10 protein-coding genes are annotated in these 11,579 nt (G+C 54.0%); 3 read left to right on the forward strand and 7 right to left on the reverse strand.

Annotated elements, in window-relative coordinates:
- Window positions 1-528: 528 nt before the first annotated feature.
- The 4 genes from ABX962_RS18465 to ABX962_RS18480 all read right to left on the reverse strand — a co-directional run bounded on the left by ABX962_RS18465 (window position 529) and on the right by ABX962_RS18480 (window position 4,868).
- Complete coding sequence (locus ABX962_RS18465; protein WP_372721509.1) at window positions 529-2,958, reverse strand: hypothetical protein; 2,430 nt, start codon at window positions 2,956-2,958, stop codon at window positions 529-531.
- Between the two features lie 89 nt (window positions 2,959-3,047).
- Window positions 3,048-3,539, reverse strand: a complete 492-nt coding sequence (locus ABX962_RS18470) for a DinB family protein (protein ID WP_372721510.1) — start codon at window positions 3,537-3,539, stop codon at window positions 3,048-3,050.
- Window positions 3,540-3,724: 185 nt separating this feature from the next.
- Complete coding sequence (locus tag ABX962_RS18475; protein WP_372721511.1) at window positions 3,725-4,363, reverse strand: hypothetical protein; 639 nt, start codon at window positions 4,361-4,363, stop codon at window positions 3,725-3,727.
- Between the two features lie 103 nt (window positions 4,364-4,466).
- Window positions 4,467-4,868, reverse strand: coding sequence for a lysophospholipid acyltransferase family protein (locus ABX962_RS18480; protein WP_372721512.1), 402 nt, complete (start codon window positions 4,866-4,868; stop codon window positions 4,467-4,469).
- A 354-nt stretch (window positions 4,869-5,222) separates the two neighbouring features.
- Between ABX962_RS18480 and ABX962_RS18485 the strand changes: the two genes are divergently transcribed.
- Window positions 5,223-6,572, forward strand: a complete 1,350-nt coding sequence (locus tag ABX962_RS18485) for a Gfo/Idh/MocA family protein (RefSeq protein ID WP_372721513.1) — start codon at window positions 5,223-5,225, stop codon at window positions 6,570-6,572.
- A gap of 244 nt (window positions 6,573-6,816) precedes the next feature.
- Here the strand turns inward: ABX962_RS18485 and ABX962_RS18490 are convergent, their stop codons facing one another.
- The gene (locus tag ABX962_RS18490; RefSeq protein WP_372721514.1) at window positions 6,817-7,905 is read right to left on the reverse strand and encodes a ThuA domain-containing protein; all 1,089 of its coding nucleotides are present in this window, start codon (window positions 7,903-7,905) and stop codon (window positions 6,817-6,819) included.
- A gap of 199 nt (window positions 7,906-8,104) precedes the next feature.
- Here ABX962_RS18490 and ABX962_RS18495 point away from each other — a divergent pair, with 199 nt between their 5' ends.
- Window positions 8,105-8,950 (forward strand): EF-hand domain-containing protein, encoded by an 846-nt coding sequence (locus ABX962_RS18495; protein ID WP_372721515.1) that lies wholly within the window; start codon window positions 8,105-8,107, stop codon window positions 8,948-8,950.
- A 135-nt stretch (window positions 8,951-9,085) separates the two neighbouring features.
- Here the strand turns inward: ABX962_RS18495 and ABX962_RS18500 are convergent, their stop codons facing one another.
- Entirely contained in the window at window positions 9,086-9,919 is an 834-nt protein-coding gene (locus tag ABX962_RS18500) for a sugar phosphate isomerase/epimerase family protein (protein ID WP_372721516.1), read from the reverse strand.
- 269 nt (window positions 9,920-10,188) lie between these two features.
- Here ABX962_RS18500 and ABX962_RS18505 point away from each other — a divergent pair, with 269 nt between their 5' ends.
- A complete protein-coding gene (locus ABX962_RS18505) occupies window positions 10,189-10,662 on the forward strand; it encodes a hypothetical protein (RefSeq protein WP_372721517.1) in 474 nt (157 codons plus the stop codon).
- Between the two features lie 125 nt (window positions 10,663-10,787).
- On the opposite strand, the gene ABX962_RS18510 is transcribed toward ABX962_RS18505, so the two are convergent.
- Window positions 10,788-11,183, reverse strand: a complete 396-nt coding sequence (locus ABX962_RS18510) for a hypothetical protein (RefSeq protein WP_372721518.1) — start codon at window positions 11,181-11,183, stop codon at window positions 10,788-10,790.
- Window positions 11,184-11,579: the final 396 nt, after the last annotated feature.

Raw genomic sequence — 11,579 nt, forward strand, 5'->3', positions numbered from 1 at the left:
TAAGGCAAGCAAAAACACCGCAAAGGAGATATTTACGGTTTTGGGAAAAACCAAAACTGAGTGATCGTTCTGCGTTTATCGGCACCAAGAGCCCCTCTAAAGGGTAGACGGCATTTAGCCTCGGACAAGATCAAATGGTGATTTGGCGACGATAAAAGTTGACTTCGAGTGTTGTCGATGCACTGATAAAGCAGTGTTCAAAAACTCACGTCTTCCGTCAACATCTTTTGCGATCCGTGTTGCCGAAGCAAGTCCCCAAAGAGACGCAGTTGCAGCCACCCAAGGTTCGCGAATGCGTCAGAAACGCGTTTTCATACCGGTTTCGCCTCAATTATTCAGGCAAAACTAATGGAAAACTCACTCGGCAAACCGCGGATCGCCGCGGCCGCACCGGGTGGCACTCACCTACCTCGCAAATTCTCGTAAACCACACTTGAACGTCTGTACGACTGGACAAGTTCTATGCTGCACGGAAACGAACAATGCATACGAATACAACGGTTACCCGGGCTATACCCCAGATTCGGGCTATTCCCAAGATTCGGGTCCGTCGTCGTACCAAGAATTTCCATGTAACGTGCGTGGATTTCCCAAAACCGCAAGCTCAATGCCGATTGCAGTCGCCCAGGTTCGACAAAATTGGTTTACCGCAGTAGTGACCTTATTGCGAGCCCATTCGTGTTCCCCGTTGGTTGCAAGATACAGATGGTATCCCAGCAATTTTGCGTCGCGACTAATCGCCACCAATTTGCGTCCCACCATCTGTCCATCGTGATCAAGCAACACGATTAATTGCTTGTTCGCATCCAAGAAGTTCGGCACCACAGAGTCACAGTACGCCCCGCCGCGAAGATCGAGGCAACTACCAAACGGTCGCCCCATCCACAGTAGATACTCGGCCGCTGCGGTCACCTGAATCTTTAGCGGTTTTGCTCGCGAAGCTGCCTCGGCGGCTCCAGCCATCGAGATTTCGACATTCTGATCGGTAAACCATGCGGCGAGATCGATTCCAGCCGCTTCTGCTCGCTGCATCCAATCGTGATTAGCCCGCCCCGTCTGTTTGTACCCCACTCGGCGGACACATGCTTGCTGATCTTTCGTCCGCCGCAGTCCTTGTAGCAACAATTTTCGACTGGCCAACGGCAGCGTCGCCAACAATGTCAAAAAATCGCCCAGACGATCTGATGGCGAACTCAAATCAATCGCTAACGTTGCGGGCGAAACCCCGAGCGACAAAAAGTATTCACGCTGTCGCTGAAGCAGCCATGTTTTAACGGCATCATGGGATGCACTCAGTCCGGCACGCCGAATTCGTTGACGTAGCGATTTGATCTTGGGCAACGTGGGTGTCGGAGTGATTCGCAAGTGATCGAGCCGCTGCCGAGAACGTGCGTTCAAGTTTTCCGCACGCTCGCCCTGCGCGAGATACTCAAACTCTCGCTGCCATTTGACTGGTAACTCGAGTCGGCTAGCGATCGAGCGTGGCCATTTGGTTTCATGACCAACGGCTCCCCGATAGATTCGCAATCGCCGTGCGGCGAGTTGGGTCATCGCGTCTGTTCTGGAGATCGGATCAATATCAATTTGGGATCTCTCGCTTTCACGCTGCATCGAATCAAGCCAACCACCGAAACGTCGCAACAGTGCGGGGGTTAGCACCACCAAATCATTCACGTTCGACAGCAGTGCAATCCATCGTTCGGTCCGATCCGATGTCCAACATACCGAGGGCCAAGTTTTTGCCCAGCGATACCAGTTTCGATAAACCCCACCGATCACGCGATGCCCTTCCGCTGCAAAATACCGTCCGGTTAGGTCATAGATCGCATTCCACATCTCTCGATCACCGCGCTGATGATGCAGCCGATAAAAACATCCTTTTTCAAGGGTCGTCTGCAGGGCATGGTGTGACAATTTGCTCTTCGCAAGGCGATACCACCGATCCTCAGGAACTTCGTCAAGCCATTTCTCGAACGAAAGAAGTTTACGAAACTCGGAGGCGCTCAATTGCCCAGCCATCTGCAGTAATGCGTCGATCGCGTGCCCCCGACGTTTGGACACCCAACGTAGGATCGGGGTCCGGTCGAACGACCTTGTCGAAGAAATGGAAGCCCAGCTAGCCAAGATTGCGGGGACACGATGAGCACTCCAAACCTCGGCGTTCTCCATTTGTTTTTGAATGGATCTACGGAGCTGCACGACCCACTTTTGGCCTCGTTTGCGAGACAGCATTCGATCGGGATATGTGATTTGGATATCCAGTTCGTGAGGCTTCTTCGCCAATTCAATCGCAAGCAGATACACAACATGCGAGCGACGCATTCGTTCATGGACATCAAGATCAGGGAATTCGGATTCAAAATGGGAGAGGATGGCAACACATCGGCGAGCAAGATTCCACCAATCCGGGCGTCGATGGTGACCTTCGAGTGATGCCATCGCGTCGGTCCATGTCTTTAAACCGCGATCGTCGCCGAGCCAATGGACCAACGATTGCCAGGAACATGCCGAATCGGAAATTAGATCTTGCCCCCATGGGAATAGATGCCACTCGTCGGCAGAGGACGCTCTGGGCTTCATGACGTTCCGGTCCAACGCTGCACACAGTTGATCCAGTCGACGACGACATTGTTCGTGGGATAGCCGCGTCCGCTTTTGCAGCTCACGTTTCGAAAGGGATGCGAGTGCCGACGACGCCAAATGCAGCTCGTCTCTGCTGACTCGGGCAAACGCTCCCGCTGGAATTGGCAGTGTTTCACGAGTGAACTTACTCGGCCGTCCCGCTTGACTCCATCGCACCAAGGCGTGCTGCAGCTGAGATGGATCGATTGTGCTGACAACGGCATGAAGACTGCCGTCACTCCTCTGCACCACGCGGCCGGTCAGCAACGGGATCAGGCAAACGCCGCGAGGCTGCGTTGGATCGGGTTTTCGGATCGGTTCGTATGCAGGTTTCATCACCCACAAACGACACGTTATTTCTTTGCGGGTTCGCACGCGTGTCCATGATCACGCGTCGCTTTGCTAACGAATCACAGGCAATGGGATTAGAATAAAACTGGCTTGCCCAATTGGCGGCGCAAAGGAACAAGTTGCCCAGCGTGCATCAATGGATGCGTACTTATCAGCATGACGACGTCACCCACCGTCGGACAGAAACCTCGGAAATGCTCGGGGGATTCGGCATCAAGATCTTCGTCGCTCATCCCGTCGATTGCTTCGAGCGTTGCCGAACGCACTTTGTCCCACAGTGCGAGATATTCGTCACGGCCAAAAAACCCAGACGCATCATCGCTGTTTGCCTTGTCTTTGGCGTGTGCTTCCGCAAATCCCTCAGGCAACGCGTAGCCCTTGCCTGGCGCGATACTCTCAACCAATGATACTTCCGATGAGATCAGGTGCCCGGTTTGCCAGGCAATGTGATTGCAACCTTCACTTGGACGCCGCAACAATTCCGAGTCGTCCATGTCGCTCATATAAGCTCGGTACACCATGTCGCTTAACTTCATGGCCGATCGAATCGCGTCTTTTCCTTGCATGAGATTCTCTAAGTAGATAGGAATGGAAAGTGGTGCCCAGATTGTAACCTGACACGACGGCGTTCGTGCACCCGGCGACTTGCGTTGCCAACGAAGCAGTATCGTCGCCGTTTACGCCGCAATTTCTTTTATTCCGCAACAGAACGTCAAGTAAACGCGATGCTTGCGGAGCAGCAAACGACGACTCACCAACCGGGTATCAGCATGGGGGCGATCACGGCAAACGCCATCGCCGCCAACACGAGCGCAAGCCCCGTGAGGGGAAGAGGAACCTTGGTTCTGCGTTGCAGCCAATTCACCACGTCCACCAACACAGCCAGTAACGCTCCGCCAATCGCCGCACAAATCGTGTTCGCGCCCCCGGTAATCGAGTCCGCCGGCAGTGAGACCATGTAGATCGCCACCACCGTTGCGGCGGCGATGGCACCTTGGATCATGCGGCGATACAGATTCGAGTTGCCCGCTGCGACAACAGCTGCAAATCCCGCCGCGATTGGCCAACCATAAATCCCCTTGCGGTCTAACAATATCGTATTCGATGCAACCGCCTGCATCATCGCGGCGACAACCACGCCCCAAAACACCCGCTGCATCAACGGCGGGCGAAGCTTGCCCATCAAAACGCCAAAGGCAAGAATGCTGATCGTTGAAACCGTCCCTGCAATCATCAAATCGTTTCCACGCGGACGCAGGAACGCAGCCAAGATGCTGGCGATCAACGTTAGCACGAAGATTGTCGATAAACGAAATTGCAGCAGCTGGTCACGCGGCGAATCAGCCAGTGAACTCGATTGTCCTGAGTCCGAAACGATCTCGTTTGCCATGCGATGTACCTCTGGAAGCTGGGAGTCCAGCACGACGATTGCAATGACGACGATTGCGATGAAGGAAATTATACAGTAGACGAGAGACGCATTCGCAAACAGATTACCACGTTTGCACCGGCAGTTCCTTCGAAAGTTTCGCAAACGAGTCACTCAACTGGTTCATGAATTCCTTCTTTGGCAACTCGGAATTCAGTTTCTCGCCGACAAACACGTCACAGAAAAACGGAACGAGCAGCGCCTCACCTTTGGGCAATGCTTTGCCCAACCCATGCATAAAAACCGGCGTGATTGGCACGTCTGGATGCCGTTTGGCAAGATGAGCGACGCCGGTTTGAAACGCTTCTAGTTTCTCAGGCTCGCCGCGCGTCCCTTCGAGGAACAGCAAAACAATTCCTCCCGCGCGAAGCACTTCCGAGATCGGTTCGAGCGGGTGCTTTCCATCATGATCACGTCTGGTCTTTGTTCGATCGATCGCCACTCGAACTTCAATAGCCAAATTCATGTTGTCGTTTGAAAGAGGGGACCAGTGTTGGGTTTTTGACGCAGAACCAGCGGCCGCCAAACTCTGTCTTTAAGATCCCGTCACGAGGACGGGATTACGGTCGATCTTTCTTAAAAAGGCGAAATCAACTTAGATCGTAACAAGTCCAACCCTCGAAGGTTCAGCGGACGCGCAGTTTAGAGATGCGTTGACAAATTCCGAATTTGCGGTGCGTAAATCGCCCCGACACAGCTGGTTTTCCGCTATTTTAGAAACGCTTCGCATTTTTTCGGTGCGTCGGTCTGGTCGTGCCACGCTTGGATGCCACAAGCGAATGCAACTCACACGCACTCTCTCCCCAATACGGAATGTTTCATGTCAACATCACGTCGTCATTTTTTAAAAACCACCGCTGCGGCGGGCTCCATCGCCGCCGTGGCCAGTCCTGCCATTGCCGCCGATCAACCGAAAAAGCTTCGTCTCGCCGCCATCGGTGTCGGTGGCAGCCGCGGACGCTACAACCGCGGCGGAAGCATCGCTCGAGACGCGGCAAAGCATGCCAAAATGGTGGCTGTTTGCGATGTGGACGATTTGCACACCAAGGAATTCAACGAAGCGTTTGGGGGCAAATTGAACACCTATCGCGACTATCGCGAGATGCTGGAAAAAGAAAAGCCCGAAGTCGTCACCATCGGTACGCCGGATCATTGGCACGTCCCGATCGCGATCGCCGCGCTTCGCAGTGGCGCGGATGTCTACTGCGAAAAACCTTTGACCTTGACGATCGACGAAGGCAAGCAGATCCGAAAAGTGGTCGAAGAAACCGGACGAGTGTTCCAAGTCGGGACGCAACAGCGCAGTAGCAAGTCGTTGTTTCTGACCGCAGTAGCGATGGTGCATACCGGCATGCTCGGCGAGAACGTCAACGCCTACCTGGCCATCGGCGGTGCGCCCAACGAGGGGCCCTTCGAAACCGAGGATCCGCCGGAGGATCTTGATTGGAACATGTGGGTCGGGCCCGCACCCGAAGCAGGCTATTGTGAACAACGTCGCCGCATGTTCCGTTGGTTCTTCGAATACTCGGGCGGCAAAATGACCGACTGGGGTGCCCACCATATCGATATCGCACAATGGGCGCTCGCGCCCGGCGAAGATGGCCCCGTGAAAGTCGCCGGAACCGGGAAATTCACCAAGAATGTGCCTTCGGATTTCAATTGGAATGCCTTCTTTAACGGCGAAGCGTCGCTACCAAACGGCTACAACACCGCAACCGAGTTCCATGTCGATTTGACCTTCGCGAACGGTTCGCTGATGAGCGTCAACAGCCACTACAAACGCGAAGGCGACAATGTTGATTTCCAAAACGGGATCCTGTTCGAAGGCGACAAGGGACGGATTTTTGTCAATCGCGGCAAGCTAGAAGGTCGCCCTGTGGATGAGCTAAGTGACGAAGATCGGAAACAGCTCGACGAAAAAATTATCGAACTGTGTAAAGGCAAGAAGCCAGGCAGTCACATGGGCAACTTCTTCGCATGCATCGAAGATCGGGGCAAGCCGATTTCGGACGTCTGGTCACATCATCGCACGATGACGTCGTGCCACTTGTGCAATATCGCGTTGATGTTGGGACGTGAATTGAAATGGGATCCGAAATCAGAGCAATTCATCGACGATGAACAAGCCAACGAGTTGATGAGCCGCAAATCACGCGACGGCTTCGCGTAGCATCGTCCGCCGGATGGTCGTTGATCGCCCTGGGATCACCACGCTGGGATCACAACGCTGCAATCCGAACGATAGATCACCAGCGATGTCGTTTTAGAAAGCGACACATTTGGTTGTAGCCGAAGTCGTCAAGACTTTCGTTTTCGGGGATGACCGAAACTGCAAACAAAAAACGGCGACGCGTCATCGCGTCGCCGTGGGTTCCAGACGTTGCTCGATGGAGCAGCGTTGACTTCGCGAAACACTACTTCGCCGCATTCTTCTTTTTCTTTGCGACAGGCTTTGCATCGCTCGCAGCCTCTTCGTCGCGAGCGGGCATGATCGGCGAATCCCATCCCGCCAATTCCTGCGGCTTCACCGCTTTGCGATACCCGCCGAAGCTGAAGGTCGATGGATCGTAAGGGCCGACGAATTCGGTATTCAGTTCGCCCGTGATTGCGTCTTCCATCCCTAATGCCCATAGGCATCCGTTGATCATCATCCGCCGAAAACCATCATTGCGGAGATCTTCGGACGCACAGTAGGTCGTCGTGAAAACGCGTCCTTCGCTTCCATTTTCGCCCCTGTACGTTCGCACCCACGCACCGGGGCACGGTTTCTTGTCGTCGGCGACAGGCGAATCCTGTGTCATTCCTTGCAACGGTTGAGCATTCGCAAGCACAACGCTGTTCGCTTCGGGGTCGGTCCAATAACCACCGGCTTCAACCCAAGGATTCTCGACACCTCGCAAAACTGGATGCTCCGCGTTCTCGGGAACAATCTCTAATCGAGTGCTCATTACGTGGTTCCGGCCATAGTGACCAGCCCAGGTCTCGCCCAGTACTTGCCGGCCGAAGCCCCCCTTCATCTCTTCGCCTTTGTACTGAAAATCGAACTTTGCGAACGGTGATTTTGCGGGAATCTTAAACGCATGGGTGCTAGTGCGAGTGCCGACGACCGGGCCGCCTCGTTTGATATAGTCCGCGATCGGCTGCATCTGTTCGGCAGGAAAATTTTGGAAGCGTAAACCGAACACCAACAAGTCGGCTGAATTGACCGCATCGGTGTGGGGCATGTTGTTGTTCCCCGGTGTGATGTAACCCGTTTCTGGATCGATATTAAAGAGCACCGTGCATTTGAATCCGTGCCGTTTGGCGAGGATACGTGCAAGCGCCGGCAACGCCTCTTCGCTACGATACTCGTGATCGCCGGCAAGAAAGACGATGTGCTTGCCGCTGCCGACGCCGTCGGTGCCTTGGTAAACCAAGGGGGAATCGGCGGCAAATCCACTGCCACTTGAAAACAGAGTCGCCGCGAGTGTGAAAGCTACAAAAGCCACCAAAGATCGTTGCATTCAATTTATCTCTTGAAGTGTTGTTATCCGACGTTGTTTTTCGACAATGCTATTCATTGAGTGCCAGTTGGCGACCCTATCATAGCATGCGTCATAAAACGGTTTTGCCATTGACAATTAATTCTGGCGGAACTCGACGATCTTGCAGGGGTTTGATTGAAGTGTGACCGCCCCCCATCCTTCTTAGCAGGCAACAACCATGACTTTATCAAAACAGATCGCAGATCGTTCCCTCCCGATCAGACCGAATCCTCTTGTTTCCTGGAAACGAGCAACCGGACTCGTACTTCTTGCCGGCGCACTGACTGTGCCAGCAATCCAGCCCTCTTTTGCAGAGCCGGTTCAGGACCAGGAAAAGGGTGAGCAGGAGCGAGACCGACGTGATGGCGAACGCCGCGATGGCGAACAACGAGGTCCCCGTGACCGCGGACCTGACGACCGCGGACCTCGTGAGCGCGGTCCGGATGATCGAGGCCCCCGTGACCGTGGTCCGGGCGGGCCTGAAGCGGCAGAAATGATGAGACGGATGCCGATCATCGCCGCGTTGGACGCCGATCACGACGGGAAAATTTCGAAAGACGAGATCGATAACGCCGCGGTAGCCCTCCGCAAATTGGACAAGAATAACGATGGTTCGTTGACGTTTGAGGAACTTCGCCCGCAAGGTGATTTCGCAGGCCGCCCTCGTGACGGGGACGATCGCGGTCGAGGCCCGGCACGGAGTGAAGGTGGCGGGGACATGCCACGTGAGGCGATGGAGAATCCGCAACAATTCGCACGCATGTTGTTTGAACGCCGCGATACGAATTCGGACGACAAATTGACCGGGGATGAAATCCCAGAACCAATGCGAGATCGTATGCAAGGAATTGACACCAACAACGACGACGCGATTTCACGCGAAGAACTGACGTCGGCGATGCGTCGTTTCGGTGAAGCGGGACGAGGCGGTGGCCGCGAAAACATGCGAGGCAATGGACGCCCTGATGCCGAAGCTGGGGGCAGAACCCCCAAACGTCCTCCCGCCGCGTCCGATAGCGAATAACGCAAAGGTCATGTGGCGCAAGGATCACAGCGCTCGAAACGTCGACTTGGTCACCCAAGTCGATGTTTTTTTGTCCCGACGTCCCCCGAGCAGCGATGTGCCGGGCCGCCGCCACCACTTCAGACGCGGCAAGCTCTAACCGGCGACCTTGGCCATCGCCGCGCGAGCGACAACAACACACTCTCGAATCTCCGCAAGCGGATCGCTGGGATTTTCCTCGTACTCAAGCGATACGGCGCCGTCGGTGGGAAAACCGACCGCGTCGAGTGCAAAGAAGACACCTTCGACGTCGAGGTGTCCCTTGCCCAAAATGACTCCCTCGGTCTTCTGTTTCATCTCGGCGAAATCTTTTAAGTGGATGCCATACAATCGTCCCTTGAGCGAACGAATGACATCGGTCGCGTTTTCACCCGAACGAATGTAGTGCCCCAGGTCGGCACACGCCCCGATTCGTTCGTCACGCCCCTCGATGGCGTTGAGCACATCGACGACTTTGTTGTATCGATGACCGGGGCCATGATTGTGAATCGCAATCCGAATATCAAACTCCTTGACCAAATCATCGAGATTGTCGAACGATTCTGGGCCTGGGTCTGCGGTAATCGTGGGAATCCCAAGCGACTTCGCAAACTCAAAAATCTTACGGTTGGCCGCTTCGTTGCCGCCAAATCGATTGACACCATGAGCCGAGATCGAAAGCCCCAACTCGGCAACCGTGGCTTTCATCTTTGCGATTTCCTCGGGCGAAGCATCGGTCGACAGCATGCCACTGTAGAACTCCACTTGATCAAACCCAAGATCTTTCGCGTGACGCAGTGCCTCGTCCACCTTGTATCCACGAAGCGAGTAGAGCTGAATGCCCAATTGGGCGCGTTTGGGTTTCGCTGCGATTGCCGTCGATGGCAGGGCCACCGCAGCAACCGCGGTTGACGTTGCCGCCAGAAATCCGCGTCGAGAGAGAGATGTCATTGGTGAGCGTGCTCCAAATACAAAGAGGTGGGGAGGAAAGTTTGGGGAAATCAATTCCGATCATAGCACAACCTACTTTCGATCGGTTCCGACGACCGTTTATTATTGCGTCTCTGATGCAACCAATAAACGCCTTCTCGAAGTTTAGAAACCAGGATTGCTGTTGCGGAAATCGACGATTCTTACGCTGTGATTTGCTGCACGTTCTAAAAGTCTCGCCTGAGCCCCGCTTCCTCAAAATCCGCTACCGAAAAACCGGATTGCAATAAATGTCGAACAACCCTTTCCCGCCAAACCCCTACAGCCCCAATGCTAATGATCCGGGGCAATTTGGCGGTCCTGGAAATGTCTCAAACGCCGCCGCAGCCGTTAGCGCACCTGCGATATCACTGATCATTGTGTCGCTGATCTGCATCGTATGCATGGTGATTGCCATGGGCGTTGACGCATTCCTGTTGTTCAGCGGCGCAGCAGCTCGGTTGCCAGCAAACAATGCGGGAATCAACAAAGAAACACAGATATTCATTCGAGTGTTCGGATCGTGTGTGATCATCGTGATCAATTGTTTGATCTTGTTTTCCGCGATCCGAATGAAGGGGATGAAGAACTACTCGTTAGCGTTGACCGGCGCGATCATGGCTGCCATTCCCTGCATTAGCCCCTGCTATTTCATCGGTATCCCGTTCGGAATTTGGGCGATCATCGTGCTGATGCGTCCCGAGGTCAAACAAGCGTTTCACTAAACCCATCGCCAAAAAAATAAAGACAGGGTCAAGCAAAATCACTTGTCCCTGTCCTATTTGTCGTGATCGAACTGCAGCCTCGTCGTCAACAATCAATTCCTCGACGATCCGCTGTGCCAATTGACCTAGCTTGGTTTATGTTCGCTATGGCAAGCTTTGCAGTTCGCAGCATTTTTCAGCATCGCGGGAGCTTGCGCATCGCCCTCGATTACCTTTTGGCTTGCTTCGACCAACGGCTTGTTGAGCTTTTTCCAGCTTTCTTCGCTACCGCGTGGTGGCTTTGCTTTGCTCATCGCAACAAGCATCGTGTGCAATTCTTTCTTCTCTTCGTCGGTAGCGGTTCCCGAGGCAACCTTCTTGAGTAGAGGTCCCTTGAAACACGATTTCATCACCGCCTTGATCGAGGGTTTCTTCGCCGCCTCTTCTTCACCGAATGCAGCATTGCTGCTGACCATCGGCAAGCAGACCGAGGCGCCGAGCAACACGCTACAGGCGATCTGGTAAAACTTCTTTTGTGACATTAGCTGACAGTCTCGTTTAGCAAACCAAACAGATGAAACGCAAACGATCCAAACGTGAATCATTTGCAACGCGATTAGATTAGCTCGCGGCGTCTCCCACCGCCACAATTGGATGTCCTACGGCGAAAAGAAATTCGTGATTTGGTCGCTGGCAAATTTGCCCGCTTTCATGTCAGGCTCCATTGGCTCTCAGCACGACTCACGCGGTCGCCATCCCTCCTGATGCGACTCGCCGTCCAGCGGAACGGGTGATGGTGACGGCAAATGTGACAAAATTTTTCAACGCCCACTTTCACGGGATGGCGAGCCAACTCCCCGTTGTGGTAGGATATGCGGCAATATCGCACGCCTCATCAAATTTACCGATTTCGTAGACCTTGGCAATTATCTGCCATA

Origin of the sequence: Novipirellula sp. (assembly GCF_041583735.1) — a bacterium.
Classification (GTDB): Bacteria; Planctomycetota; Planctomycetia; order Pirellulales; family Pirellulaceae; genus Novipirellula.

What these genes read in the sequence shown, in the direction of transcription:
- ABX962_RS18465 (WP_372721509.1), bottom strand. Translation starts at nt 2,958, where the DNA reads ATGAAACCTGCATACGAACCGATCCGAAAACCCGATCCAACGCAGCCT.
- ABX962_RS18470 (WP_372721510.1), bottom strand. Translation starts at nt 3,539, where the DNA reads ATGCAAGGAAAAGACGCGATTCGATCGGCCATGAAGTTAAGCGACATG.
- ABX962_RS18475 (WP_372721511.1), bottom strand. Translation starts at nt 4,363, where the DNA reads ATGGCAAACGAGATCGTTTCGGACTCAGGACAATCGAGTTCACTGGCT.
- ABX962_RS18480 (WP_372721512.1), bottom strand. Translation starts at nt 4,868, where the DNA reads ATGAATTTGGCTATTGAAGTTCGAGTGGCGATCGATCGAACAAAGACC.
- ABX962_RS18485 (WP_372721513.1), top strand. Translation starts at nt 5,223, where the DNA reads ATGTCAACATCACGTCGTCATTTTTTAAAAACCACCGCTGCGGCGGGC.
- ABX962_RS18490 (WP_372721514.1), bottom strand. Translation starts at nt 7,905, where the DNA reads ATGCAACGATCTTTGGTGGCTTTTGTAGCTTTCACACTCGCGGCGACT.
- ABX962_RS18495 (WP_372721515.1), top strand. Translation starts at nt 8,105, where the DNA reads ATGACTTTATCAAAACAGATCGCAGATCGTTCCCTCCCGATCAGACCG.
- ABX962_RS18500 (WP_372721516.1), bottom strand. Translation starts at nt 9,919, where the DNA reads ATGACATCTCTCTCTCGACGCGGATTTCTGGCGGCAACGTCAACCGCG.
- ABX962_RS18505 (WP_372721517.1), top strand. Translation starts at nt 10,189, where the DNA reads ATGTCGAACAACCCTTTCCCGCCAAACCCCTACAGCCCCAATGCTAAT.
- ABX962_RS18510 (WP_372721518.1), bottom strand. Translation starts at nt 11,183, where the DNA reads ATGTCACAAAAGAAGTTTTACCAGATCGCCTGTAGCGTGTTGCTCGGC.